Below are 26,970 nucleotides of genomic sequence, written 5' to 3'. Positions count from 1 at the left end.
TTTGATCATTTGGCGAGTTTAAAAGTTGCGCTAGGTGGTATGCCGGGGAAATACATGGCTACTTCAGACCATCCTTAACGAAAAAAGCACAGAATACAGGAGCAGAACCATTTATAACCTGAACATTCGATTCACTGCTCCATTAAATAAATGGGCGTCCCCGTTACCGTATTTCCTTCAGGTTCTATGATGCAGAAACACATAGTGTCGCCCAGCTCATTTGCCACTCAAAACACTTGCCTTCCCTAAACGAAACCATTCACAAAATAAACCTGGAAGAAATTCAGCAAAACGGTGTTCACGAATATATCCATAGGTAATGAGTTTAGGAGTGCGACATTCATTTTATTTACTTTACGTGTGTGCCCTCTCAGAAGAGCTGAATACCGGACTGCTAGTCGATACCTATTATTTCGTGCTAACTATAGACCCCATAGCCAACCCCAATTCGCCCACGCGCCCCACCCCCACCTAAACTCTCCCCATGTTATTTCAACGGACAGAGGATTCACCATCATGGGCAAACGTCATCCCAATCTCCCCGCCTGGCAATGGCGCAACTACCCGCAAAACCATCAGCACCCGACAAACCTGGCGCTGCACCTGATCGCCGTGCCGATGTTTATCATCGGCTTCCTGTTGATCGTTTCCGGTGTATTCAGCCTGAGCTTGGCCAGTTTTGCGGTGGGTGTTGTCGGTATCCTCGCCGGCCTGGGCTTGCAGCGGCAGGGTCATCGCCTGGAAGTTCAAGCCAGCGAGCCGTTCAGTGACCGTAAAGACGCCGTACAGCGCCTGGTTGTCGAGCAGTTCGTGACCTTCCCGCGCTTTGTGTTGAGCGGTGGCTGGTGGCGCGCCTGGCGTCAGCGCCACCACCACTGATAGCCGGCTTAGGCGAAGACCACCACGGTCTGGCGGCTGATCGCGATCAGTTCGCCGGTCGGGCTCCATAGCGCAGCGGCGGCGTGGCCGTAGCCGTCGCGGGCGTGTTCGATGTTGACGAGATACTGGCACCAGTCGAGGGTGGTGAGGTTTTGCAGCGGCTGGATGAATTCGATGGTCCAGGTCAGGGTGCTGCCCGGCGCCGGTTTCTTCAGGTGCGGGAGCAAGGCCGGTGGCCACGCGTCGACAAGTGCGAGGATGTGCGCTTCGGTCAGTGGTTCTTCTTTCACATCCCCACGTAACCGAACCCAGCCGCCCATGTCACGGGATTTATTGCCGGTAAATGGCAGGCCGCCGACACTCCAACGCATCGCCAGGTGCCGCATGAATTCGGGGGTGACGCCCTTGATATACGGCAGTTCCTGGCACTCATCCCAATGCTTGAACGTCGGTGGCGGTTCGCTCCCGACCAAGATCTGCGACTCGCGGGACGCGCCGAAACTGGCCTGCACCAGCGTCGCAACTTCGCCGTTTTGCACCACACGACCGAGCAACTGGCTGACCGCCTTGCCTTCGCGCAGCACTTCGACTTGATAGCTTGCGGGTACATCGGGCGCAACCGGACCGACGAAGGTAACCGCCAGCGAGCGCAATGGCCGATCGGCAGGCACGTGGGCGCGCAAAGCTTCGTATTGCAAAGCGACGACCAGGCCGCCGAAGGTCGCACGGCCCTGGGCCCATTCTGCGGGGATGGTGATATCCAACGGGTGGCTACGGGCAGCGTCGAGCAAATCACTAAAGCGCATGGCGACCTCACATCAAGAAAACCGATGCTGGATCTTAACCATCGTGACGGCCAGGTACAGCGCCTATTCCGGCCAAAAGCCGGACCGGTTTAAAAACAATCGGCGCTGAGCTTATCCAGCACTCGGTCCGCCTGCCCTTCAGCCTTGACCATGGTCCGTTGCCATACCGCGACACACGGCTGCAGATCGGCTTGATGTTCGGCCTGGGCCAACCATTGCCAGCAATCATGCCAATCGCCAAGCGCGCCTTGGGCATCCTTCAGGCGCGACAGGGCTTTGGCCGGGAGCTTGTCCAGTTCGGGATAGGCTTCGGCGGCATAGCGCACGCGCTTGATCAGCAACCGCAAACGGTGGCGATCATGGCTGGGATCCTTCAGTGCTTCGTCGAGTTTCTGCCATTGCTTGGCCAGGCGTTTCTCGATGCGCAGGCGCAAGCCCTTGAGCAATTTCTGGTGTTGGGACGCTCGGATAAACCGTGGGAATGCATCGAGAATTTTCAGCAGGTGAGCCAACTCAGGACCTTGAGCCACCTGGCGGTAGGCATCGGGCTGCAGCCGCAGGCGGCGGTCGGCGGCGTCGTGGTGACCATGCTGGTGCAGGTAGGCGGCCAGTACTTCACGGTCACGCAGCGGAGTGGTCAATTGGCCGACCGTGCTGGCGGCCAATTCAAGGTGTTCGACGCCCGGCAGCCCACGCAAAGGGCGCAACAAGCTGCGCAGGCGTCGCACGGTAGTGCGCAAATCATGCAGGGCTTCATCATCGGTAACGGCGGCAAGGCGAGCCTGGCAGCTCAGTAACCCTACTTCCAGGCCAATGACCTGAGCGACTAACTGATCGACCAAAGCTGACATCCTGCCCTCACTTCTCGATGAAAAACCCTATTCGCTCCCTGGGATCAACGCCCAGCGCGCGACTCACGAATATAGAACCGCGCCTTTTCAGCTTTGTTGGAGCAGCCTTCGAACGCTTCAAACTGTTGCTGGGTCTTCGCGCCTGTCAACAGGGACAAGGCCTTGGAATAGCTCACGGTGCCGGCAAAGCCTTCGGCCTTGGCCAGGTCCAACTCTTTCCACGCTGCATCCAATTGGGTGCCGCAGCTGTCGCGGTATGCGGTTTTCCCGGCGCAACCGGCCAGGGCCAACATGATCACAGGCACACACATCCAGGCTTTCATCGATGACACCTCAAATTTAAGAAAAACAGTCGTACGGTGTAGACGTTGCCTACAAGGAAAAGTGCCTTATCCATAGCCTGAAATCAGAAGCGCCTATTGCCAGAGCATACCCGAGCCGAGGCGCTATTCTGGAAAATTATTGCACGGTTCATGAAGATTGAAGCAGCCCCCTCAATGGGTGCATTGTGAGCGCCTGCTTAATGAAGGACATCGACCATGAAAAAGCGTGTTGCCTTGGTGCTGGGCTCCGGCGGGGCCCGGGGCTATGCCCATATCGGGGTGATCGAGGAAATCGAACGGCGCGGCTACGACATCGCCTGTATCGCAGGCTGTTCCATGGGCGCGGTGGTGGGCGGGATCTACGCCGCCGGCAAGCTCGATGAGTATCGAAACTGGATCGAAAGCCTCGACTACCTGGATGTCTTGCGCCTGGTGGACGTCAGTTTTCGTCTCGGTGCGATCCGTGGCGAGAAAGTCTTCGGGCAAATCCGCAAGATCGTTGGCGAAATCAATATCGAAGAACTGCGCATCCCCTACACGGCCGTGGCCACCGACCTGACCAACCAGCAGGAAATCTGGTTCCAGGAAGGCTGCCTGCACCAGGCCATGCGTGCCTCGGCGGCGATCCCCAGCCTGTTTACGCCCGTGATGCAGGGCAACCGCATGCTGGTGGACGGCGGCCTGCTCAACCCGCTGCCGATCGTGCCCGTGGTGTCGAGCCATTGCGACCTGATCATCGCGGTGAACCTCAACGCCACCAACCAGAAGCACTACCATTTACCCGTGATCCCACGCCCGCCGGCATTCAAGAGCCGGTTCAACAGCCTGGCGAAGTCACTGGGTTCGCACCTGCCGTTTCGCCGCAAGCAGGCCGAGCAACTGATGAAGCTGGAACAGGAAGCCTTGCAGGCCCAGGCGGCCGAGATCAACCCATGGCTGGAATCGGCTGAACCCGAATCCCAGCAACCTGCCGCCGCGCCCGAAAAGGCCGGGGCGCCGAAATCGGCCACGGGCTCGTTCATCATCGATAACGTCGGGCCTGCGTCGCTGCTGGACTTGATCAACCAGAGCTTCGAGGTGATGCAGACGTCGTTGGCGCAGTACAAGATCGCCGGCTATCCGCCGGATATCCTGATCAACGTGCCGAAACGGGTGTGTCGGTTTTTCGAGTTCTACAAGGCGCCGGAGTTGATCGCCCTGGGCAGGGAGATTGCCAGCGATACGCTGGATCGCTATGAAAGTGAACAGCGCTGAACGGTGTGCTGGGGCTGAGGGCTAAGCCCCCAACAACCGATACCCTACCCCCGCCTCGGTCACGATAAACCGTGGCTGCGTCGGATCGTCCGCCAGTTTCTGGCGCAGATGGCCCACCACGATGCGCAGGTAATGGCTGTCTTCGATGTGGGTGGGGCCCCAGATGTCCTTGAGCAATTGCTGCTGGGTAATCACCCGCCCGGGGTGGCGTGCCAGTTGTGCCAGCACCGCGTACTCCTTGCGGGTCAGTGCCACTTCCTCGCCATCCAGCAACACGCGACGATAAGCCAGGTCCACCGTCAGCGGGCCGAAACTCAAGGCCGCTTCCTGGGCTTCTCCCGCGGGCGCCTGACGCAGCAATGCACGCACCCGGGCGAGAAACTCCTGGATGCCAAAGGGTTTGGTGACGTAATCGTTCGCGCCTCCATCCAGGGCCTCGACCTTCTGTATCTCACTGGCCCGTACCGACAACACCAGGACCGGCACCGTCGACCATTCGCGAAACTCGCGCAGCACTTGCTGGCCGTCCATATCCGGCAGGCCAAGGTCGAGCACCAGCAAGTCCGGCTTGCTCAATGCCGCCTGCGCCAGGCCTTCGTTGCCGCTGCCGGCCTCGATCACTTTGTACCCCTGGGAGGCCAGGCTGATGCGCAGGAATTTGCGGATCTGCGGTTCGTCATCGATGACCAAAATCGTCGCGGTCTGGCTCATGGTGTCCAATCAAAATCCATAAAAAAAAGAGAGTAGCTCACGCCTCGCGCTCCAGGCCAGGCTGTGCCGGCAACGGCAGGAACAAGGTGATGCAGGTGCCCCGCCCGTCAATGCCATCGGCGACGCTGATATGCCCGCCATGGGCGCCGACCATGCCCTGGCAGATCGCCAGGCCCAACCCGGTGCCCTGCCCGCCCCGATCGCCCCGGGCAGCGGTGTAGAACATATCGAAAATCTTCGCGCGCTCGTCCTCGGGAATCCCCGGCCCCTCATCGGCCACGGCGAAAAACAGCTGGTTGCCCGACACTCCGGCGCTCAGTTGCAAACGTCCCTGGGGCGGCGAGAACCGCGCGGCATTTTCCAGCACGTTGACCAGGGCTTGCTCGATCAAGGCCGCATGCACATAGAGCAACGGCAGTTCCGGCGGCACATCAGTGCTCACCTGCAAAGGCGCCAGCACCGCACGCAGACGGCCAAGGGCACTGCCGACGATATCGCCGGGCGACACCCAATCCCGCGCCAGCTTCAGCGCGCCGTGGCCCAGGCGCGTCATGTCCAGCAGGTTCTGGATGTAGCGGTCGAGGCGCTCGGCTTCGTCACGGGTACCTTCGAGCAACTCGCGGCGATCCTCCAGCGGGATAGCTTCACCCAGCGCCAGGAGGCTGTCGATGCTGCCACGCATGGAGGTCAACGGCGTACGCAAATCATGGGACACCGAGGCGAGCAAGGCGCTGCGCAGTTGCTCGGTTTCGCCGTGCAGGCGCGCCGACTCCAGTTCCTGCGCCAGTTGCGCCCGCGCCAACGCCTGCGCCAGTGGTTGGCTCAAGGCCGTCAGCAGGCGACGGCGTTGGCCGCTCAATTCCAGACCCGGTTTTGCACTGACACCGAGCAGGCCCAGCGGGCCTTCTTCACCTGACAGCGGCCACCACCACCAGCGCCCAAGTGGCAAGGTGCCGGTGCCTTTGCCGGCGGGTTGATCGTGCTGCCAGGCCCAATCAGCGGCAGCGCGCTCGGCTTCGGTGAAGACCAGCGGGCCACCGGTCTCGACTTTCCAATCGCCTTGGCCGTCGCGATTGACCAGGCACAAGTCCAGGTCGCTCCAGCCTTCCAGATGATGGGCCGCTGCGCTGATCACCGCCTGGCGATCCGTGGCCGCCGTAAGCTTGCGCGACAGGTCCAGCAGTTCGCTGGTTTCTTCCTGGGTATCGCGCAAAGCCTGCAGCTGCCGGCGTTGTCGCGCAGCAAGATTGCCGGTGAGCGCCGCCATCAGCAGGAAGAACAGCAACGTCAGCACGTCCTCTTCACGCTGGATGGCGAAGGAAAAACGGGGTGGGATAAACAGGAAGTCGTACGTCAGGAACGACAACGCCGCACACACCAGTGACGGCCCCAGGCTGCTACGCACCGCCACCAGCAACACCGCAGCGAGAAACACCAGCGAGATATTCGGCAGCGGCAACACACTGGACACGCCCCAGGCCACGGCCGCCGCGACGACCGTCGCGACAACCGCCAAAGCGTAATCGAACCACACCAGCCCATGCACCTCGGGCAGGCGAGGCGGCGGCGGCATGTCGTCGCTGTAGAGCACGCTGATTTCCAGGCCGTGCGCATTACGCAACAACCGCGCCGCCAGCCCCCCACCGAACAGCCGGCGCCGCCAGCGTGGCCGTGACTGCCCCACCAGCAACAGGCTGGCGCGACGTTCGGCGGCATGCTGGATCAACGTCTTGGCCACCTCGCCCGCACGCAGCAGTACCACTTCACCGCCCAGGCGTTCGGCCAGTTGCTGGGCATTTTGCAGGCGCAGGCGCGATTGTTCGTCCCGTGCGCGGCCGTTGTCGATATGCACCAGGCTCCACGGCAAATGCCGACGCTGGGCCACGCGGCTGGCATGTCGCACCAGGCGCTCGGCTTGTGCATCGCCATCAATCCCCACCAGTAAACGACCACGCACCGCTGGCGCGGCCTGGCCGAGCTGGCGATACCCCTGGGCCAGGTCATCATCGACATGGGCGGCGGCGGTTTGCATCGCCAGTTCGCGCAAGGCCATCAGGTTGGTCTGGGTGAAAAATGCGTCGATGGCCGCGCGGGCCTGCTCGGGCACATACACCTTGCCGTCACGCAGGCGCTCCAGCAACTCTCGGGACGGCAGGTCGATCAGCAGCAGTTCGTCGGCCTCTTGCAGCACCCAGTCCGGCAGGGTTTCGCGCACCTGTACGCCGGTGATGCCGCGCACTTGGTCGTTGAGGCTTTCCAGATGCTGGACGTTGACCGTGGTGAACACGTTGATGCCAGCCGCGAGCAGCTCCTGGATGTCTTGCCAGCGCTTTTCATGGCGGCTGCCAGGGGCGTTGCTGTGGGCCAGCTCGTCCACCAGCACCAGTTGGGGCTTGGCGGCGAGCAGGCCGTCGAGGTCCATCTCTTCGAGCATCACGCCACGGTATTCACTGCGCAGCAACGGTTGTTGCGGCAGGCCACTGAGCAAGGCCTCGGTCTCGGCGCGGCCGTGGGTTTCGACCACGCCGGCGATCACCTTGACGCCCTGGCGCAACTGGGTGTGCGCCGCCTGGAGCATGGCGTAGGTCTTGCCTACCCCGGGCGCGGCGCCGAGGAAGACTTTGAGCCGACCACGCCCGTCCCGGGGCAGATCGGCTAGGAAAGCATCGGCGCGGCCGGAGTCGCTCATGCAGGGGTCCTTCAACAATTAGGGTAGGAGCGAGCTTGCTCGCGAAAAACTCAAGAGCGCCGCGTTCATGCTGGACGCCCGCGTCATCGTTAACGACCTTCGCGAGCAAGCACGCGCCTACAGAGGATCATAGTTTTTCCAACGCCATGTTCAGCGCCAGCACATTCACCACTGGCGGCCCCACCAGCGGGCTTTCGATATGCGCATCCAGCAAGCGTTGCAGCGTGGACACCGGCACATTCCGCGCGGCCGCTACCCGCGCCAGTTGATAGGCAATCGCCTCGGGTGGCAAGTGTGGATCAAGACCGCTGCCAGAGGTAGTCAGCGACACCAGAGGCACTGGGCCCTGGCTCGGCACCAGTTGCTTGTTCGCATCGTCGAACACGCGGGTGGCCAGCGCCGGATTGCTTGGGCCAAGGTTGCTGGCGCTGCTGGACACGGTAGCAAACGCGCCCGCCGAAGGGCGTGGGTGGAACCAGCTGTCACCGGTAAAATCCTGGGCGATCAGGCTGGAGCCACGCACCTTGCCGCTGGCATCACGCACCAGGCTGCCGTTGGCCTGGTCCGGGAAGGCAACTTGGGCGACACCGGTTACCACCAGTGGGTAAGCGACGCCGGTGATCAGGGTCATGAGCACCAGCAGGCTCAGGGCCGGGCGGATTATGTTGGACATTTCAAACTCCTCAATTCGGTCTTTGCAACCTGTGGGCACGGGGATGGTGCCCACGGGTATCGGGTCAAACCAGGTGCAGCGCAGTCAGCAGCATGTCGATCGCCTTGATGCCCACGAATGGCACCAGGATCCCGCCCAACCCGTAGATCAACAGATTGCGCCGCAGCAATGCCGCCGCACTCGCTGCTTGCACCCGTACACCGCGCAGGGCCAGGGGGATCAACACCACGATGATCAGCGCGTTGAACACGATGGCCGAGAGGATCGCGCTTTGCGGACTCTGCAAGTGCATCACGTTGAGCACACCCAATTGCGGGTAGATCGAGGCGAACAGCGCCGGCAGGATCGCAAAGTACTTGGCCACGTCGTTGGCGATGGAAAAGGTTGTCAGCGCGCCACGGGTCACCAGCAACTCCTTGCCGATCTGCACCACGTCCAGCAGCTTGGTCGGGTCGCTGTCGAGGTCGACCATGTTCGCGGCCTCGCGAGCGGCCTGGGTACCGTCGTTCATGGCCATGCCGACGTCCGCCTGGGCCAGCGCCGGGGCGTCGTTAGCACCGTCGCCGCACATGGCAACCAAGCGACCGTCATTTTGCTCATGGCGAATGCGTGCGAGTTTTTTCTCTGGAGTGGCTTCGGCGAGTACGTCATCCACGCCGGCTTCGGCCGCAATCGCAGCAGCGGTCAGCGGGTTGTCGCCGGTCACCATCACGGTACGAATCCCCAGCTTGCGCAGTTCGGCGAAACGTTCGCGAATGCCAGGCTTGACCACGTCTTTGAGATGGATCGCCCCCAGCAACTTGCCATCGGCGCACACCAGCAACGGTGTGCCACCGCTCTGGGCGATCTTGTCGATCTCCCGCGATAGCGCGGGTTGCAGGTCGCTGCGTGGTTGACCGATAAACGCCAGCAGCGAATCCACGGCGCCTTTACGGAACACGCGCCCCTGGTAGTCGACGCCAGACAAGCGGGTTTCAGCGGTGAACGGGACGGCGGTCAATTCATCCAGGGACGGCTCGGCCTGAGGGTGCAAGGCCCGCAGGTATTCGACGATGGATTTGCCTTCCGCCGTGTCATCCGCCAGCGAGGCCAGCAGTGCGCCTTCGGCCAACTCCCGTCCGCTCACACCCGGTGCCGCGACCACGGCCGAGCAGCGACGGTTACCAAAGGTGATGGTGCCGGTCTTGTCCAGCAGCAACACATGCACGTCCCCCGCCGCTTCCACGGCGCGGCCGGACTTGGCGATGACATTGAGGCGCACCAGGCGGTCCATGCCAGCGATACCGATGGCCGACAACAAGCCCCCGATGGTGGTCGGAATCAACGTTACCAGCAGGGCGACCAGGAACACCAAGGGCAGGCTGCCATTGGCGAAGTGAGCGAACGGTTGCAGCGTCACTACCACCAGCAGGAAGATCAGAGTCAGGCCGATCAGCAGGATATCCAGCGCGACTTCATTGGGGGTTTTCTGGCGCTTGGCCCCTTCCACCAGGGCAATCATGCGGTCCAGGGTCGACTCGCCAGGGTTGGCGGTGATGCGGATCAGCAGCCAGTCCGAGACCAGGCGTGTGTTGCCGGTGACGGCGGAACGGTCGCCGCCGGACTCGCGGATCACGGGGGCGGATTCACCGGTGATCGCCGCTTCGTTGACCGCCGCGATACCTTCGATGACCTCGCCGTCGCCGGGGATCATTTCCCCGGCGGCGACGCGCACCACATCACCTTTGCGCAGGCTGGTGGCGGGCACGACCTTGAAACTGCCATCGGCTTCCTTGCGGCGCGCGCTCAAGCCCTCGCTGCCGGCCTTGAGGCTGTCGGCACGGGCCTTGCCACGCCCTTCGGCCAAGGCTTCGGCGAAGTTGGCGAACAGCACGGTGAACCACAGCCACACGGCGATCTGCACGGCGACGAAGGTCGGCACCGCCGTGTCCGGCACAAAGCACAGCACGGTGGTGAGGATCGCGGTCAGCTCGACCACCAGCATCACCGGCGAGCGTTGCAACTGGCGTGGGTCGAGCTTGACGAACGCCTGGACCAGCGCCGGGCGCCACAGGGCGGAAATAGCGGTTTTGGCGGGTTCCTGGTGTTTGACCGGGGTCGCGTTTTTTGCAGGCATATTCATTTTCATATCCCTCAGAAACCCATGCTCAAGTGTTCAGCAATGGGGCCCAGCGCCAGCGTTGGCAGGAAGGTCAGGCCGCCCACCAGCAAAATGGTCACGGTCAACAGGGTCACGAACAGCGGGCCGTGGGTGGGGAAGCTGTTCTGGCCAATCGGTGCGGTTTTCTTCATCGCCAGGCTGCCGGCCAGGGCCAGTACCGGGAGGATGTAGCCGAAACGACCGATCAACATGCCCAGGCCCAACATCAAGTTATGGAACGGGGTGTTGGCACTGAAACCGCCAAACGCCGAACCGTTGTTGGCACTGGCTGAGGTGTAGGCGTAAAGCAACTGGCTGAAGCCGTGAGGGCCAGGGTTGCTGATAGCACTGGCAGGGCCGGGCAGGCTCGCGGCGATGGCACCCAGTACCAACACGCCCACCGGCATCACCAGCAGGGTCACGACCAGCAACTGCACTTCCTTGGCCTGGAGTTTCTTGCCCAGGTATTCCGGGGTGCGACCGATCATCAGGCCGGCGAGAAATACGGCAATCAACACGTTGAGCAGCATCCCGTACATGCCGGCGCCGACGCCGCCGAAGATCACTTCACCGACCATCATGTTGACCAGTGCCACCATCCCGCTCAGCGGGTTGAGGCTGTCCTGCATGCCGTTGACCGAACCGTTGGACGCCGCGGTGGTGGTCACCGACCACAGCACGGTACCGGTGGTGCCGAAGCGCGCTTCCTTGCCTTCCAGCGGTGCGGTCTGTTCCACGGCCGGGTTGTTCAGCGCCGGGTTGGGCTGGTACTCGGCCCACAGCGACGTCGCGCCGCCGATCAGGAACAGCGCGAGCATGCAGCCGAGGATCGCACGGCTCTGACGCAGGTCTTTGACGTAGTGGCCGAAGGTGAACACCAGCGCCACCGGGATCAGGATGATCGAGGCCAGCTCGAACAGGTTGGCCCAGGCGGTCGGGTCTTCAAACGGGTGCGCCGAGTTGACGCCGAAGAAACCGCCACCGTTGGTGCCCAATTGCTTGATCGCAATCTGGCTCGCCGCCGGGCCCAGGGGGATCACTTGATCCACGCCTTGCAGGGTCACGGCATCCACGTAATGGGCGAAGGTTTGCGGCACGCCCTGCCACACCAGGAACAGCGCCAGCACCAGGCACAACGGCAACAGACCGTAGAGGGTGGCGCGGGTCATATCGACCCAGAAGTTACCCAGGGTCTGGGTGGATTTGCGACCGATCCCACGGCACAGCGCGACCAGGACGGCGAGGCCGGTGGCGGCACTGACGAAGTTCTGCACGGTGAGGCCAGCCATCTGGCTGAGGTAGCTCAGAGAGGCTTCACCGCTGTAGGACTGCCAGTTGGTGTTGGTCATGAAACTGACCGCGGTGTTGAAGGCCAGGGTCCATTCCTGACCCGGCAATTTCTGCGGGTTCAGTGGGAGATAGTCCTGGAACAGCAGGATCGCGAACAACAGCAAAAAGCCCGCGAGGTTGAACGCGAGCAAGGCCAGCATGTATTTCTGCCAGCTTTGTTCCTGCTGCTCATCTACCCCGGCAATGCGATAACACGCACGCTCGACCGGGCCGAACACGGGGGTGAGCCAAGTGCGCTGGCCTTCCATCACCTTGTAGTAGAACCGACCCAGAAACGGCGCCGGCACCAGCACCACGGCGAAGAAGGCGATGATCAGCCAATAGTCATAACTGTGCATAGCCCGCTCCTAGTTCCGATCCGCGCGTAACAGCGCAACCAGCAGATAAATGAACAGCGCCACGGCCAATAGCAGTGACACCCCGTCCAGAACGCTCATGGAAGTCTCTCCGTTTAGCGGCGAGTGCCGCGTGTGGGGCAATTGTCGGCAGGAGTGGTGTAAAGGAACGAGAGCGACGGGGTGGTCGGGGCGTAAAGACGGCGTAAAGAGTGGGTTTATGCGGGGTTTACAGGGGGGGTTGTGCTGGATTGGAGGGCCTCATCGGGGACAAGCCCCCTCCCACACTTGGCCTGCGTACACCGGTCAAAATGTGGGAGGGGGCTTGCCCCCGATGAGGCCCTCCCAGCCACCCCCGCACTTATCTGGTGCAATACCGGAAAATTTCAAACGCCAAACCATCCCCCAGACGACAGTTGCGCCGCTTTACGACACGGTTGGGAGGCATGGCATGTCCGCTGCAACACCTTGAATCACATTCCAAACCGTTCACGGAGCGCATCACGATGAACACACAACTCAAACCCACCCTGGGCACCCTGCACTTATGGGGCATCGCCGTCGGGCTGGTGATATCGGGTGAATACTTCGGCTGGAGTTATGGCTGGGGCGTTGCAGGGACCCTGGGCTTCCTGGTGACCTCATTGATGGTCGCGGCGATGTACACCTGCTTTATCTTCAGTTTCACCGAGCTGACGACGGCGATTCCTCATGCGGGTGGGCCGTTTGCCTACAGCCGTCGCGCCTTTGGTGAGAAAGGTGGCTTGATCGCCGGGCTGGCGACCCTGATCGAATTTGTCTTCGCCCCGCCCGCCATCGCATTGGCCATTGGCGCCTACCTGAATGTGCAATTTCCAGCACTGGACCCGAAACACGCGGCCGTCGGCGCCTATATCGTCTTTATGGGCCTGAACATCCTCGGCGTGAAACTCGCCGCCACCTTCGAATTGGTGGTGTGCGTGCTGGCCGTCGCCGAATTGCTGGTGTTCATGGGCGTGGTCGCCCCGGCCTTCAGCTTCAGCAATTTCGCACTGAACGGCTGGGCCGGTTCCGACACCTTCGGCGCCCCGGCGATTGCCGGGATGTTTGCCGCGATCCCCTTCGCCATCTGGTTTTTCCTCGCCATTGAAGGTGCGGCCATGGCGGCTGAAGAGGCAAAAGATCCCAAGCGCACCATTCCAAAGGCCTACATCAGCGGCATCCTGACCCTGGTGATCCTGGCCATGGGCGTGATGTTCTTCGCCGGCGGCGTGGGTGACTGGCGCACCCTGTCGAATATCAACGACCCGCTGCCACAGGCGATGAAAACCGTGGTGGGTGAAAGCTCCGGCTGGCTGCACATGCTGGTATGGATCGGCCTGTTCGGGCTGGTGGCCAGTTTCCACGGCATCATCCTGGGCTACTCGCGCCAGTTCTTCGCCCTGGCCCGTGCCGGTTACCTGCCGTCTTTCCTGGCCAAACTGTCACGCTTTCAGACACCGCACCGGGCAATCATCGCCGGCGGCGTGGTCGGCATCGCGGCGATCTACAGCGACGGCCTGATCAACCTCGGCGGCATGACACTGACCGCGGCGATGATCACCATGGCGGTGTTCGGCGCCATCGTGATGTACATCATGAGCATGCTCAGCCTGTTCAAACTGCGCAAAACCGAGCCGCTGCTGGAGCGCACCTTCCGCGCACCGGGTTACCCGATCGTGCCGGGCATTGCGCTGATGCTGGCGCTGGTATGCCTGGTGGCCATGGCCTGGTTCAACGCGCTGATCGGCTTGATCTTCCTGGGTTTCATGGTGGCGGGTTTCATCTACTTCCAGTTGACCGCGCAGGATCGTGCGGATGCGCCAGCGGACGCAATGTTGACCGGGCTCTAAGGTTAATGAGGCGGAACAGGCCTACACTGAACTACTCAGAAAGCCTGTTACTCAAAGCAGTTATTACCGTGGGAAAACTCTCCCACGGCAATCTGCCTCAAGGAGAGCGTTATGCCGTGGTACGCATGGTTGATTTTGGTGGTTGCGATCGGGTCGATCGTCGGTGGGTTGATGATGCTGCGTGACAGCGCCAACAAGGTGGAACTTACCGACGAACAACGCAAACGCGTGGCCGAGCGCAATGCCCAGGCCGATGCCAAGGATGCGCAGGATCGCTGAACCTTGGGTTACTCCCAAGCCGCCTTGGCAATATGCAACCCGTGCTGCCCCTTATAGGCAGCACGCTCCGGCTGGCTCCAGCCGTTCAACAACTCATCCTCCAACCGATAGATCTCAACCCCCAGCGGCCGACACACCGTCAGCGGGTCCTGTGCATCCGGCCCCCACATCGGCAACGATAGATCGCCACCCGGGCAGGTCGACAGCGCACACAGCAAATCAATCTCGGCAAAAAACTCCAGGTAATCGCCCTTCTGTGCTGGGCAGGCTTTCATGAAGTACATATCGTCGTGATTGAGGCCCGTGCACTGGAAAATATTCAGTACGTCATGCACGTCGAATTCCGTCAGGCCGTGGGGCAGCACCGCGCGAGTCAGGTTTGAGTGACAGTGATGATGGAAATCCTCCCCCGTGAGCATGCGGTTCACATAGGGATCACAGCGCGTGCCGAGCAAATCGTGCAGGCGACCGCCATGCTCGTCGATGCCATAACTCGCCAGGCTGTCATCGGTGATGGTCACCAGGGGCCGCAGAAATGGCAGGCTCGACCATAGCCGGTCATGGGTGCTGACATGCGCGCCCTGCAATTGACGCGTACGCGCTGCCCACAGACGTTCGCGTGGGTCGTTGGCGTTCCACACGTTGAAGTCACCCACCTGCGGCCCCACCGGCGTGGTGACACGAAACACATGCCCGGCCGGCACCTTCCACGCCCTCCCCGTGCGAATCGGCACCTCGAACTGCTCGATCAACGTGCGCTGGTCTTTTCGCTCACGAATGCGCTCGTAAAATGCCGTGTCGACCTGCAACGCCGAACCTTTGCTGACCTGATAAGCGGCCGGATAGTCTTTGTACATGATTCAGATCCTCGATCAGGGGTGGGTAAACAGGGCCAACGACAGGCGTTCCGAATCCTCCAGATACACGCGCATCGCATCACCTGCCGCGGGTTTATCGCCTTGGACCAGTAACGCGTAAATCTCACGATCGCGCTCCAGCCAGGGCGACTGGAAGCGCTGCTCATCGGGCGCCGCGCAAAACACCAGGCGCAACTGAGCGATCACCTGGGCGAAAAACTCATCGAACAAAGGGCTGCGCATCAGCCCGACAATCTGTTGATGGAACAACAGGCTGTGGGTCGCCACCGCCCGCCAATCCTCGCGCTCGCGAGCCAGGGTCGTGGCCTCGATCGCGTTCTGCATGCGCTCGGATTGATCCCCCGTCAGCGCGCCGCTCTGGGCAATAGCCTGCAACTCCAAGGTGCGGCGGACGACAAACAGATCACGCACTTCCTCACGCTCCAACCGGCGGACCATCACCCCTTTGTTACGCACATAGCGGGTCAAGCCCTCCTGCCCCAAACGATGCAACGCCTCGCGAATCGTATTGCGCGACGCGTTGTAGGCCCTGACCAGATCCGCCTCGACCAACGCCATCCCTGGCAAAAGCCGGCCACCGATAATGTCGGCCCGCAGCTCCAGGGCAATCTGGTCAGCTAAAGACAAACTGAGCGTCATCATCACCTCACGATTGTTGAACAATCCATGCGGAAGACGTAATCACGTTTCATGCCAAAGCCTATAGCGCCGAGTAGATGTGTAAAAAGAAACAACTTTCGTTAAAGTGCCGCCACGTCTCACGAGGCAACCTCATGCGTTACTCACCCGACCGTAAAGCCCAGACCCACCAACGCATCATCAAGGAAGCCTCCGCACGCTTTCGCCGCGACGGTATAAGCGCCACCGGCCTGCAACCGCTGATGAAAGCGCTGAACCTGACCCACGGTGGGTTCTATGCGCACTTCAAATCCAAGGATGAACTGGTGGAGAAAGCTCTGCAGGCGGCCGCGGCGGAGTTGGATGCCCATTGCGAAATGCTGTTCAGCCAGGAACGGCCGCTGCAGGCATTTATTGATAGTTACCTGTCGGAATGGCACCTGACCTCACCGGATCAGGGATGCCCGCTGCCCACCATGTCTTCGGAACTGGGCCTGAGGGGCCAACCGAGTACAACCACCGACGATGTGCTTGGCGCAAGGCTCAAGCAGATTGAAACGGCGTTAGGTGATGGACGTGGCGATGCGCAAAGCCTGGTGATGATGTCGACCCTGGTGGGTGCATTGGTACTGGCCAGGAGTGTCGAGAATACGGAACTGTCCGCGCGCATCACGGAAGTGGCACGTGAGAGCCTGAAGACGCAGATTCCAGAAAACGAAAAGGCCGGTCAGTGACCGGCCTCCTCCCCTTAGTTGATCGAGAGCCTCTCGCGGTTCTTCTCCAACAGCGCCTTGCCGATGCCCTTTACCTCCAGTAACTCATCCACCGCCGCGAACGGCCCGTTGCTTTCGCGGTAGGCAATGATCGCCTTGGCCTTGGCGGCACCGATGCCGAAGAGATCACGACGCAGGGTTTCAGCGTCGGCGGCATTCAGGTTGACCTTGGCGGCTTGCTCGACCTGCACCATCTGCGCCGCCATGGGGGTTGGGGGTTCGGGTTTGATCGACGGGGCTGCGGTGGTGGTGACGGAGAGCGTGGTGAGGAAGGCGAAGATTAGGGAGGAGAGGTAGGTGTTTTGCATTGGTGACGCTCCATGACATTGGTAAGAGAAAAGCAGCTTTCCGAAGCTGCTTTTCCACGTTAGATGAAACATCACCCAAGTCAAAAACCGTCATGTTACAAAGCATGAACTCGATAATACCATCTTGACAACGCTTTAAATAAAGTCAGACAGTTTGTTTAGTCTAAACAGCTGTATAAGTGCAACGTTCAAACACTTCACCCTATCTGGCTGTACCCAACCAGACCTGATTGACCTCCGCATCTAGAACCCCAGTCCTTGATAACAAGTATCTCTTTAAAAGGTAATGGTTACCGATGCGCCAAAACAGTCCACCTGGCTAGATAGAGCTCCAGCGATCCTACTGCGACCATCCTACGAAGGCATTCGTACCAGCCACCATACCGGTGCGATTCATTTGTCTGTCCCACTCAGAGATCCCCACAACAATCCCGGAGGATGAGAGCCTTATGACACCAATGTGGGATAGCTCATTGACAAGGACCCGCATCCGTTCGGAACAAGGACGCTGACGGGGATATCGTTGTAGAAACGGACTCGTGCGAGACGCCAATTGCGACTGAACGACTCACTGGGGATAGTAGCATCTGGTATATTGCACGACGTGAACGGAGCAGGCCCAACGTGCCGAAAAATCTTGAGCGCTAGGTCTAACCTTGCGATCGATTGAGCCCCAGCCATACACGCTCATGTACAATCGTCGAAACGTTTCTTCAGGACGATATCGTCGTTAACATCGACCCGGATGATGAGTATCGAGTGCGGATTCATAGAAAGCACCAACCCGATGGAGGCTCCCGGCAGTTCATCGTCACGTGAGCCTGATCACTAGATCGCGGAGCTGCACCGAATCTAAGCCCATACGGACAAAAGGCTAAACTTTTCGTGTAAGTTGGGACCATTTCGCGTAATCTGAAAAATTTCAGATTTATTTGAACAAAACCGTTAAAGACCTGAAAATGCAACTCTATTTATTTTTTAGTCAAATTTATTGCAAATGGTGGGATGAGGAAGATGAGCTTAATCAATTGGATTGATTTTCCTAGCTTAGGTGATGACAGGGGAGGATTGGTCGCTCTCGAAATCGGCATGGAAAAGGCAATCCCTTTTGATATCAAGCGTGTCTACTATATTTACCATACCGCCGAAAATGTTAGTCGAGGGTTTCATGCGCACCGTAACTTAAAGCAAGTTGCTATTTGCGTCATAGGAAAACTAAGAATGGTCCTTGACAATGGATTAGTGCGCGAAGAGTGCTGGATGGACAACCCTACCAAAGGGATACTAATTGAAAGCATGATTTGGCGAGAAATGCACGACTTTAGTGATGACTGTATTTTGTTAGTACTGGCTAGCGAACACTACGATGAGTCGGATTATATCCGAAACTATGAATATTTTATAGAGGCCGCGAAAAATGCCTAGTATTCACTCGCTGGCAGATGTCAAAAGCGAAAACATCGGAGCCGACACCCGAATTTGGCAATTCAGTATTGTTTTTGAAGGGGCCGTCATAGGCAGTAACTGCAATATCTGCGCACATACCTTAATCGAGAGTGATGTTGTGATTGGAAACAATGTCACCATAAAATCAGGTGTGTTTTTGTGGGACGGCACCCGCATTGAGGACGACGCTTTTATCGGCCCCAATGCTACGTTCACAAATGACCCCATGCCGAGATCGAAAATTTATCCTGATGCCTTTATGGGCGTAACAATTATGAAAGGGGCCAGCATTGGCGCCAATGCAACGCTGCTGCCCGGTGTTACGGTAGGTTCATACGCGATGGTGGGGGCGGGGGCAGTTGTAACAAAGAACGTTCCAGACCGGGCTGTAGTTATTGGCAACCCTGCAACAATCATTAGGTATGTAGAAAAATGATTAGCTTTCTCGATTTGAAGAAAATCAATGCTGCGATGCGTGAAGAGTTAATTGAATCTTGCGCTCGAGTCATTGATTCAGGCTGGTTTATCGGCGGCGATGAACTTTCTAACTTTGAAACACAATTTTCCACCTATACGCAAAGCCGCCATTGCATTGGTGTCGCGAATGGTCTCGACGCTCTAAACCTGACACTGCGCGCATGGAAGGAACTCGGTAAGATCAAGGAAGGGGATGAAGTGATCGTTCCCGCTAACACCTATATTGCGAGCATTCTTGCGATCACTGAAAATCGGTTGACACCCGTGTTAGTGGAGCCGGACGCAGCGACCTATAATTTGAATCCCCTGCTTGTTGAAGCAGCCATCACACCCAAGACTCGGGTAATCATGGCGGTGCACTTGTATGGGCAGCTATGCGATATGGCAGCTTTAACGTCTTTGGCGAAACGAAATAACCTCCTTGTATTGGAGGATTCAGCACAAGCACATGGCGCCCGTCATAATGGTCGTTGCGCGGGGAGCTGGGGCGATGCATCCGGATTCAGTTTTTACCCTGGGAAAAATCTCGGAGCTTTGGGTGATGCGGGCGCGATCACAACTGACGATGATGAATTGGCTGATACCGTGAGAGCACTGCGGAATTATGGCTCGCATGAAAAGTACAAAAACCTCTATCAAGGCGTAAATAGCCGTCTCGATGAAATTCAAGCAGCTATGCTGAGCGTAAAACTCAAGTATCTGGATGAGCAGACCAATGTTCGCAGAGAAGTCGCCCAGAAATACATGGAAGGCATCCAAAACCCTGGCATAACGCTGCCGTTGGCGGCGGGCACACCAGTGCAATCTCTTGAAAGTCATGTATGGCATGTATTTGTTATTCGATGCGAACGACGCGATGAGTTGCAGCAGCACCTGCTCGCCCAAGGAATTCAAACGATCATTCACTACCCTGTTCCAGCTCACCAACAACAGGCCTACCAGCAATGGGAATCACGTAGTTACCCTCTGACCGAGGCGATACATAAGCAAGTATTGAGCCTACCGATAAGCCCTGTCATGACACCGTCAGAAGTTGATTCTGTCATTTCAGCTGTCAATAATTTTGTGTGTAAAGTGTGAGCTAATGACTGCATCATTAATACGACTCTGGAAAAGTCTTGCACTAAAGAGGAAGGTACAGCTATCTATCATCCTTGTTCTTATGATAATTGCGTCCTTTGCAGAAGTTCTGAGCATTGGCGCGATAGTTCCATTTCTAGCGGTCCTGATCAATCCAGAAAAAATAATGGATCAACCTCTGGCGAGCAGCATGCTCGCAGCGCTAGGTATCACCCAAGCTGACGGACTGCTGCTCCCCCTCACCGTCATTTTCGCGTTTGCAGCGATTCTATCCGGGGTCAGTCGTTTTATTTTGATGTGGGCACAGAACCGCTTCAGCTCCGCCGTGGGTAGTGATTTGGCTGGTGGTATATACAAGGCAGTCATACATCAACCGTACAGCATGCACCTATCGCGAAATAGCAGTGAGGTCATTACAGCTATTTTCAACAAAGTTGACACTGTTGTTCGTGAATTTCTCATACCCACATTAACGATTGCCAGCTCGGTTTTCATGATGCTCGCGATACTTATCATCGTGCTGACGATTGATCCAGTTGTTGCATTTTTAGCATTTTTCAGTTTTGGCAGCGTCTACCTCTTAGTGATTATCGCCACAAAAAAGCAACTGGGGAAAGACAGTCTTGAGGTGAGCTCCAGCGCGGATAAACTTCTAAAGTTACTGAACGAAAGCCTTGAAGGAATTCGCGACGTCATCATCGACTCTTCCCAGCTGACTTATCGGAAAGACTTCGATGCAGCCGACTCAAAATTACGCAGAGCCAAAGCCAACATACAAATTATCGCGAATGCGCCCCGCTATACGATAGAATCGTTTGGTATGTTGATGGTTGCGGTCTTCGCCTACTGGCTCGCACAGCAACCAGGAGGTTTGTTAGCCTCTATCCCAATGCTGGGAGCATTGGCACTTGCCGCTCAACGCTTATTACCAGTATTACAACAATCCTACGCCGCGTGGGCCTGCATTAGAGGCGCCCATGATTCCTTATTGGATGTACTTGACCTCCTTCCAGAAACAGATATTCAGTTCGCCACAGACACTCCCCGAACTCATCAACCTTTCAATGAGTCACTGTCACTTAATGCTGTTTCTTTCCGCTATAGTGAAGATGGCCCGTGGGTTCTGAAGGACATCAATCTCAAGATCCCTAAGGGGGGGCGTGTCGGACTGATCGGAGCAACAGGGAGTGGTAAAAGCACACTGCTTGACATGTTAATGGGCTTACTAACCCCAACCGAAGGTACCTTCTTAGTAGACAACGAACAAATTACAACAACCAATTGCCGAAACTGGCAAGCTAACATAGCACATGTACCTCAACTTATATTTCTATCCGACGCCTCTGTAGCTGAAAATATCGCCTTTGGTATACCTTATCAAGATATAGAATTTGATCGCGTTCGACGGGCTGCAGAAAAAGCTCAAATGGCGGAAGTTATCGAGTCGTGGGCAAATGGCTACGATACGCCGGTAGGAGAAAGAGGCGTTTTTTTATCCGGCGGCCAGCGTCAACGTATCGCAATTGCAAGAGCCTTTTATAAAGAAGCAAAGGTTATTGTCTTGGATGAAGCGACCAGTGCACTTGACAGCAAAACCGAGCTCGATGTAATGCGAGCAGTAGAAGAGCTGGGAGATATAACATTGATCGTTATTGCTCATCGACTCAACACCCTCAAGGGATGTGACACAGTGATCGAAATAGAGAATGGCGTAATAATAAAGAGCGGTTCCTATGAGTCTCTATGTGCAGCACAGTAAAACAGTCCGTGAGAATCTCGGCTCATTAACAATAGGCTTTAGATTTTATGAGTGATAATACTCACCCCATAAGCAAACACGATTGCACTATTATAATAAACTCATGCGACAGTTATGAAGATGTGTGGCTACCTTTTTTTAGTGCTTTCAAGGATATGTGGCCAGATTGCGACTGCAAGATCATCCTGAATACCGAGCACAAAAGTTTTAGCTTTGAAGGACTACAAATAGTCACCTTAAACCTAAGTCCGGCTGAGGGTAAAAAGCCCTGGGGATGGAGGCTGCGTAAATCATTATCCTTAGTGGATACCGAATTTGTGGTCTCGCTATTTGACGACTTTATCTTAGAAGCACCGGTCAATAAGGAAAAATTAGCCCTATGCATTCAAGAAATGAAAAACAATACTAAAATCAGCGTTTTTTATTTTAATAACATTCCGGGCATCAACACACCAGAACCAAAATACGACGGATTTGAACTAATCGGTCAAAGAAACGACTATCGATTGAACTCAGCACCTGCAATATGGAAGACCCAAAAACTCCTGAGATTTACAGGAGAACTGGATTCGCCATGGGCTTGGGAGTTTTTTGGAAGTGCGCGGACCTATCATAGCAGCGACCAATTTTATTGCGCCCAGGGAGAAAAGGAAAATACGTTTATCTACAACTACAAACTGGGTGGTGCGATACGCAGGGGCAAGTGGGTTTCAAGTGTGATAACCCCTGTCATAAAAAAATATAATATCCCCCTAGATCTTGAGCAAAGGGGAGTTGCCAGCGAGTCACTTTCAGATGGCAAATATAGCTTAAAGTGGAAACTGGATTTTTTCTTATTGGGCTTCAAGATGATTGGATTTGACGCCTTCATCTTCCTCTACAGAGTTTTAGTCAAAAAGCTGTCTAAGCGCTTTAAAAGGTACATTGCATGACCAAGGAAAACTTCACTTTTTCAGTGATCACGTTCAATCACGAATCGTACATAATTGAACACCTTGAAAGTATAAGGTTTCTGATCGAAAATTTCGGATCGGCGTACAATTTTAATCTGATCATCGCGGATGATGGCTCGCGAGACCGAACCATTGAACTAGCAAATCAATGGCTCGTAGTATATAAAGCCTTATTTTCCAATATCAAAGTTCTGGCCGATGGTACGAATCGAGGCACATGTTTTAACTACACCCGTCTATGGCCGCTGATTGAAGGCGATTTATTCAAAATAACGGCCGGCGACGATGTGTACTCGTGCATAAATATTTTTAAAGAGACGGAACGTTTAAGACACAACGACTTCTTCTCAGGCTTGCCATTGCTGTTAATTGACGGAAAGATTGGTGAGTCACGCTCCACTATCTTCCACATTTTGGCGACGGACGTTATCTATAAAGGAAAAAAGCTTATAGAGCGCCTGAAAGGCATCAGCAGCATTAATACGCCAAGTCTATTCTGCAATAAAAAGTTCCTGAAGGACAAAAAATTATTTGATTTTATAAACAGCTATAGTGTTACTGAAGATTTTCCAATGATGGTGAAAATCGCAAGCACTTATGAAAATACCAATTTCATACAATCCAAAGAGATATATATTTACTATAGACGCACCTCTGGCTCGACCTACCTTATTCGAGGGTCCGACTTCGACCTGGACAAACTAAAAATATTTGACTACATGTTATCTAATGAAAAAAGATGGCCGGACAGACTAATTCTTAAAAACAGAATATATTGCTACAAGCTCAACAACCCCCTCCTCAAAAAGTTACTAAATATTGGATATCATCTATACCTATTTAAAGTAGCTGTGAATTTACTCCCAATCATCAAGGCTTGCTCAGAATCACCCTCCTCGACGCCCATACATCAAGCACACTACGACCTTATTGCAAACAGAGCAGCTGTTTTTTTGGAAAGTATGCAGAACCATACAATCACACAATAAAACTGCAAAGGCCAGATATATATGCCGGTAATTGACTACAAGGCAGAGCAACACAATCTTTAAGGATTTTAAGAATGAGTACAGCAAAGATCTATGCACCGCTACTACTAGTCGAAGCCTATTTATTATTCGGGTTGTGGCTGTTCTTTTTTGGACCTATTTATTGGCCACTAGAAAATCAGGCCGAATTCCTCGGCTTCATTTTTTTATACCATGTTTTTTTCATTACCGGGTACATGCTGCAAAGCTCGTTTTTTACAAAAAAACAAGGACTGGAGCCTACCCTCAAATATACATCAACAGACGATAACATATTCCTAAGACACTTCTGGCTTATACTATTCTTGGCCTTTGCCACAAACATAATACTACATAGAAACACTACACTCTCCAATTCATACATCCCAGATAATTTTTTTTCTAACCTCTATAGAGGGCTGGTATTACCTTGGGAGGCCAGAGCATTCTATGCGTCAGAAGCATCCACGATTGGTTTTGTAAGGAACCCGTACATCACAGCGATAACTTTATTTACCGGGCCGTTCAAGTACATGCTATTGCCAGGCCTTGTATTCTATTGGCACGCGTTGAGTAACACTCAAAAAATTGCGGGAATGCTTGTCCTGACTATTCCGTTACTGACTGGAGTCATTGCCAGCTTGAGCGTGATAAACTTTTCTTATGTTTTTATTATCACAACCTGCCTAGGTGTATTAGTTGCATCAAACAAATCCCAAGGAGTCATTTCCACAATTAAACAACGGAAGTTCTTTTTAGCGTTTTTAGCATTTATGTTGCTATTTTCTTTCTGGCAGTTCTATAGCGTAAAATCTGCGCACTCACCTTATCAAGTTATCATCGAGAACAGCAAACCTCAGTCCATTAATTACTTAAAGCAAAAAGGAATTGCTTTTAAAAGCGAAGATCCAGGCGCTGAAAAATCCAACATTATGGATATTTATGAAAAACTAACCAGCTATATGGTTCAAGGCTACTATGGAATGTCAATTTCGCTCGATGAAGACTTCCAGTCTTCGTATGGCATTGGGCACTCGGTATTTTTGCAAAAAACTTTCGCGCAGCACTTAGGAATTGATGTAAGAGATAAAACTTTCCCACATAAAATTACTGAAAAATGGGATGAATTTGTTTATTGGCACTCTTTTTACACCTATATAGCCAATGACGTTGGCTTCTGGGGAGTAGCCGTCATCATGCTGATACTGGGTGCTTACTTCTCATACGTGTATCTTTCGGCCGTTCTACAGGATAACTTTTATGCCAAAATGCTACTTCCCTTGTTCGGCATTCTCTTTTTGTATATTCCGGCAAACAATCAGATCTTCGGTTTTCTTGAATCAATGAGCTCTTTCTGGATTCTGACGCTGCTTTTTATTCTGTCCAAAAAAGCTCGCGTCAGTGGTTACGCTGAAGGTAAAAATACTTAGTGATGTGCTGACTATTACGCGTGCTTGTCCTCGTACGGACAAAGCCGCGTCTGCCATTCCACCGTTTTCTAGAGGATTCTATTTTGTCAATATATGATTTTGACCGTAAGCGCTCCATGAACCCCACATTTTAAAGGTGGGGATCTATGGCTATCTTGGAATTTGCGGCGTGCAGTTCCATGGCAGCAAGGCCTCGAAGTCTTCTACGCTCGAGGCTTGTGGCAGGCGCTCAAGTGCGTGGCGCAGCCACGCATAGGGCTCTTGGCCGTTGGCTTTGGCCGTCTCGACCAGGCTGTAAAGTTGAGCGCTGGCCGTCGCGCCTTTGGGCGTGTCGCTGAACAGCCAATTCTTGCGCCCGATAACGAAGGGCCGGATGGCCCGCTCGGCCGCATTGTTGTCGATCGGCAAGTAACCGGCTTCGGTGTAGCGCACCAACTTCATCCAGTTGCTGGCCAGGTAGCTGATGGCTTTGCCCAGTGCATTTTGCGCTGTCACTTGTGGCTGGGTTTTCTCCAGCCATGTTTGCAACTGCGCCAACACCGGCAGGCTGTTTTGCTGTCGGCTTTCGTGGCGCTGTTCATCGCCGACTTCTTTTAAATCTCGCTCGATACCGTACAGCTTGTTGATCAGATTCAGGGCGATATCGGCACGCCCGGTTTTGCCTTTAGGCTGCACCTTTTGCGCCTCGACAAACTTGCGTCGCGCATGTGCCCAACAGCCTAAACGTTCGACACCAGATTGCGCGCCCAAGGCGTTATAACCGGCGTAATCGTCGGTCATCAGGTAGCCGCGATAACCTTCGAGCAGGCGCGACGGAACCTCCTGCGCCCGGCTGGTCGAGTAGTCAAAAAGGATCACAGGCTGATTCGGCGGCCCGCCGGTTTGCACCCACATCCAGGATTGGCTGGTTGGCTCTCGAGCTGGCTCTTTCATCACCTGGACACGCGTTTCGTCGCAGTGGATCACACGACTTTCCAGCAGCCGATCCCGCATCAAGTTGAGCAAGGGTTGCAGGTGTTCGCCGCACTGGATAACCCAGCGCGCCAAGGTTTGTCGTGGAATATCGACGCCGTGGCGACCGAGTACTTTTTCGAAGCGATGCAGTGGCAGGCCATCGACGTATTTGGTCGTCAGCAACATCGCCAAAACGCTGGGGCTGGCCATGCTCTTTTCAATCAGTTGATCCGGTTTGTCAGCAGTAACCAGCGCGGTTTCACAGCCACGGCAGGCCTAGACCTTGCGCACATGTTTGATCACGCGGATTTGCATCGGCACGATCTCGAGCTGCTCGCTGATTTCCTCGCCAATGCTGTATTTACGGCAACCGCAGACGCAGGTCAGCTCGTGATCGGGCAGTTCGTGAATGACTTCGATACGCGGAAGATCGGCGGGCAGAGGCTTGCGTTTGCCCCGTCGCGTGGTTGGAGCTACGACCTCTTCTTCAACCGTTTCGTCGACAGGCTCGGCCACGCTTTCAGCTTCGTTGAACAAGGCCATTTGCGGGGTCGTGGGATCGGCTGTCTGCTCTGACTTGCGCCCGAAAAGTCGCTGACGCAACAGCGCGTTTTCTTCTTCAAGATGAACGATCTTGCCCTTATCCGACTCGCGCTCACTCAGCATTTGCTCAAGCAGTTGCTTGAGCAAAACAGGGTCGTTAGGAAGGTCTTTGGGCATGGAAATCATGCCCTGGATTATACCGAATCAGGCGACGAATAGAGGCGTCAAAACTTGATGCGGACGGTTGCGCCACAAATCAAAACCGTCCAATAACCAGTTGAGTTCTTGAACCGTCAGCACGATGGCTTCATCCGAACAATCCGGCGATGTTTTGAAGCGCTCAGACTCCAGTCGCTTTAGCCAAAGGCAAAAGCCGTTGCGCTCCCAATACAAAATCTTCACTCGGTTTCGAGGCTTGTTGAGGAACACGAAAAGCACCGGGTCAAACACCGCGACCTTAATATCCAGTTCGACCAAAGCGGCGAGGCCATCGATGGATTTTCGGAAGTCGACGGGCTTGGGGTAGAGATAGACTTTTTCGACTTTTGCGTCGGGACGCATCATGAGGCGCTGGCTCCGGAAA

The 26,970-nt window shown here is 55.7% G+C and carries 25 protein-coding genes and 1 pseudogene; 12 read left to right on the top strand and 14 right to left on the bottom strand.

What is annotated here, in order from left to right; genetic code table 11:
- The first annotated feature begins 516 nt into the window (after window positions 1–516).
- Entirely contained in the window at window positions 517–879 is a 363-nt protein-coding gene (locus AC1Q6I_RS23665) for an Mpo1-like protein (RefSeq protein ID WP_102625643.1), read from the top strand.
- Window positions 880–887: 8 nt separating this feature from the next.
- Here AC1Q6I_RS23665 and AC1Q6I_RS23660 read toward each other — a convergent pair whose 3' ends face one another.
- The 3 genes from AC1Q6I_RS23660 to AC1Q6I_RS23650 all read right to left on the bottom strand — a co-directional run bounded on the left by AC1Q6I_RS23660 (window position 888) and on the right by AC1Q6I_RS23650 (window position 2,859).
- Window positions 888–1,685, bottom strand: coding sequence for an acyl-CoA thioesterase (locus AC1Q6I_RS23660; protein ID WP_102625644.1), 798 nt, complete (start codon window positions 1,683–1,685; stop codon window positions 888–890).
- Between the two features lie 89 nt (window positions 1,686–1,774).
- On the bottom strand, window positions 1,775–2,536 hold the full coding sequence (locus AC1Q6I_RS23655) for a CHAD domain-containing protein (RefSeq protein WP_102625645.1): 762 nt from the start codon (window positions 2,534–2,536) through the stop codon (window positions 1,775–1,777).
- Window positions 2,537–2,580: 44 nt separating this feature from the next.
- A complete protein-coding gene (locus AC1Q6I_RS23650) occupies window positions 2,581–2,859 on the bottom strand; it encodes a hypothetical protein (RefSeq protein ID WP_024074187.1) in 279 nt (92 codons plus the stop codon).
- A 216-nt stretch (window positions 2,860–3,075) separates the two neighbouring features.
- Between AC1Q6I_RS23650 and AC1Q6I_RS23645 the strand changes: the two genes are divergently transcribed.
- Window positions 3,076–4,113 carry a patatin-like phospholipase family protein gene (locus AC1Q6I_RS23645; RefSeq protein ID WP_024074186.1) on the top strand — a complete coding sequence of 346 codons (1,038 nt, stop codon included), beginning with the start codon at window positions 3,076–3,078 and terminating at the stop codon, window positions 4,111–4,113.
- Between the two features lie 21 nt (window positions 4,114–4,134).
- On the opposite strand, the gene AC1Q6I_RS23640 is transcribed toward AC1Q6I_RS23645, so the two are convergent.
- From AC1Q6I_RS23640 to kdpF, 6 genes are all read right to left on the bottom strand, one after another.
- Window positions 4,135–4,824, bottom strand: a complete 690-nt coding sequence (locus AC1Q6I_RS23640) for a response regulator (RefSeq protein WP_041160871.1) — start codon at window positions 4,822–4,824, stop codon at window positions 4,135–4,137.
- A 37-nt stretch (window positions 4,825–4,861) separates the two neighbouring features.
- Window positions 4,862–7,513 (bottom strand): DUF4118 domain-containing protein, encoded by a 2,652-nt coding sequence (locus tag AC1Q6I_RS23635; protein ID WP_024074184.1) that lies wholly within the window; start codon window positions 7,511–7,513, stop codon window positions 4,862–4,864.
- A 127-nt stretch (window positions 7,514–7,640) separates the two neighbouring features.
- Complete coding sequence (gene kdpC / locus AC1Q6I_RS23630; RefSeq protein ID WP_024074183.1) at window positions 7,641–8,186, bottom strand: potassium-transporting ATPase subunit KdpC; 546 nt, start codon at window positions 8,184–8,186, stop codon at window positions 7,641–7,643.
- Window positions 8,187–8,250: 64 nt separating this feature from the next.
- Entirely contained in the window at window positions 8,251–10,308 is a 2,058-nt protein-coding gene (gene kdpB / locus AC1Q6I_RS23625) for a potassium-transporting ATPase subunit KdpB (protein WP_370694633.1), read from the bottom strand.
- An 11-nt stretch (window positions 10,309–10,319) separates the two neighbouring features.
- Entirely contained in the window at window positions 10,320–12,014 is a 1,695-nt protein-coding gene (kdpA, locus tag AC1Q6I_RS23620; RefSeq protein WP_102625646.1) for a potassium-transporting ATPase subunit KdpA, read from the bottom strand.
- 9 nt (window positions 12,015–12,023) lie between these two features.
- Entirely contained in the window at window positions 12,024–12,113 is a 90-nt protein-coding gene (kdpF, locus tag AC1Q6I_RS23615) for a K(+)-transporting ATPase subunit F (RefSeq protein ID WP_003218754.1), read from the bottom strand.
- Between the two features lie 404 nt (window positions 12,114–12,517).
- Between kdpF and eat the strand changes: the two genes are divergently transcribed.
- Window positions 12,518–13,882, top strand: a complete 1,365-nt coding sequence (gene eat / locus AC1Q6I_RS23610) for an ethanolamine permease (RefSeq protein ID WP_102624360.1) — start codon at window positions 12,518–12,520, stop codon at window positions 13,880–13,882.
- Between the two features lie 111 nt (window positions 13,883–13,993).
- On the top strand, window positions 13,994–14,161 hold the full coding sequence (locus tag AC1Q6I_RS23605; RefSeq protein ID WP_012722955.1) for a DUF2897 family protein: 168 nt from the start codon (window positions 13,994–13,996) through the stop codon (window positions 14,159–14,161).
- A gap of 8 nt (window positions 14,162–14,169) precedes the next feature.
- Here the strand turns inward: AC1Q6I_RS23605 and AC1Q6I_RS23600 are convergent, their stop codons facing one another.
- Together AC1Q6I_RS23600 and AC1Q6I_RS23595 are read right to left on the bottom strand one after the other, a co-directional pair.
- Window positions 14,170–15,018, bottom strand: coding sequence for an urea carboxylase-associated family protein (locus AC1Q6I_RS23600; protein ID WP_102624361.1), 849 nt, complete (start codon window positions 15,016–15,018; stop codon window positions 14,170–14,172).
- Window positions 15,019–15,033: 15 nt separating this feature from the next.
- Window positions 15,034–15,678 carry a GntR family transcriptional regulator gene (locus tag AC1Q6I_RS23595; protein WP_102624386.1) on the bottom strand — a complete coding sequence of 215 codons (645 nt, stop codon included), beginning with the start codon at window positions 15,676–15,678 and terminating at the stop codon, window positions 15,034–15,036.
- 134 nt (window positions 15,679–15,812) lie between these two features.
- Here AC1Q6I_RS23595 and AC1Q6I_RS23590 point away from each other — a divergent pair, with 134 nt between their 5' ends.
- On the top strand, window positions 15,813–16,391 hold the full coding sequence (locus tag AC1Q6I_RS23590; RefSeq protein ID WP_102624362.1) for a TetR/AcrR family transcriptional regulator: 579 nt from the start codon (window positions 15,813–15,815) through the stop codon (window positions 16,389–16,391).
- Window positions 16,392–16,405: 14 nt separating this feature from the next.
- Here the strand turns inward: AC1Q6I_RS23590 and AC1Q6I_RS23585 are convergent, their stop codons facing one another.
- The gene (locus AC1Q6I_RS23585; protein ID WP_024074176.1) at window positions 16,406–16,738 is read right to left on the bottom strand and encodes a ComEA family DNA-binding protein; all 333 of its coding nucleotides are present in this window, start codon (window positions 16,736–16,738) and stop codon (window positions 16,406–16,408) included.
- 1,014 nt (window positions 16,739–17,752) lie between these two features.
- Between AC1Q6I_RS23585 and AC1Q6I_RS23580 the strand changes: the two genes are divergently transcribed.
- From AC1Q6I_RS23580 to AC1Q6I_RS23550, 7 genes are all read left to right on the top strand, one after another.
- A complete protein-coding gene (locus AC1Q6I_RS23580; RefSeq protein WP_102624387.1) occupies window positions 17,753–18,163 on the top strand; it encodes a sugar 3,4-ketoisomerase in 411 nt (136 codons plus the stop codon).
- Window positions 18,156–18,620, top strand: a complete 465-nt coding sequence (locus AC1Q6I_RS23575; protein WP_102624363.1) for an acyltransferase — start codon at window positions 18,156–18,158, stop codon at window positions 18,618–18,620. Before AC1Q6I_RS23580 ends, AC1Q6I_RS23575 begins: the two co-directional genes overlap by 8 nt.
- Window positions 18,617–19,741 (top strand): DegT/DnrJ/EryC1/StrS family aminotransferase, encoded by a 1,125-nt coding sequence (locus tag AC1Q6I_RS23570; protein WP_102624364.1) that lies wholly within the window; start codon window positions 18,617–18,619, stop codon window positions 19,739–19,741. Before AC1Q6I_RS23575 ends, AC1Q6I_RS23570 begins: the two co-directional genes overlap by 4 nt.
- 4 nt (window positions 19,742–19,745) lie before the next feature.
- Window positions 19,746–21,500: an ABC transporter ATP-binding protein gene (locus AC1Q6I_RS23565; RefSeq protein ID WP_207238110.1), complete on the top strand. Its 1,755-nt coding sequence runs from the start codon at window positions 19,746–19,748 to the stop codon at window positions 21,498–21,500.
- A gap of 47 nt (window positions 21,501–21,547) precedes the next feature.
- Window positions 21,548–22,432, top strand: coding sequence for a hypothetical protein (locus AC1Q6I_RS23560; protein ID WP_146015764.1), 885 nt, complete (start codon window positions 21,548–21,550; stop codon window positions 22,430–22,432).
- A complete protein-coding gene (locus AC1Q6I_RS23555) occupies window positions 22,429–23,442 on the top strand; it encodes a glycosyltransferase family A protein (protein ID WP_102624367.1) in 1,014 nt (337 codons plus the stop codon). The genes AC1Q6I_RS23560 and AC1Q6I_RS23555 overlap by 4 nt, the downstream gene beginning before the upstream one ends.
- Before the next feature lie 74 nt (window positions 23,443–23,516).
- Window positions 23,517–24,890, top strand: a complete 1,374-nt coding sequence (locus AC1Q6I_RS23550; protein WP_102624368.1) for a hypothetical protein — start codon at window positions 23,517–23,519, stop codon at window positions 24,888–24,890.
- A 150-nt stretch (window positions 24,891–25,040) separates the two neighbouring features.
- On the opposite strand, the pseudogene tnpC reads toward AC1Q6I_RS23550, so the two are convergent.
- Window positions 25,041–26,573: pseudogene (gene tnpC, locus AC1Q6I_RS23545) on the bottom strand (IS66 family transposase).
- 18 nt (window positions 26,574–26,591) lie between these two features.
- On the bottom strand, window positions 26,592–26,951 hold the full coding sequence (tnpB, locus tag AC1Q6I_RS23540; protein ID WP_256581261.1) for an IS66 family insertion sequence element accessory protein TnpB: 360 nt from the start codon (window positions 26,949–26,951) through the stop codon (window positions 26,592–26,594).
- Window positions 26,952–26,970 lie beyond the last annotated feature (19 nt).

This window comes from Pseudomonas sp. MPR-R2A5, from assembly GCF_058793055.1.
The sequence above is the reverse complement of the archived record's forward strand: the minus strand, read 5'-3'. Positions and strand labels throughout refer to the sequence as shown.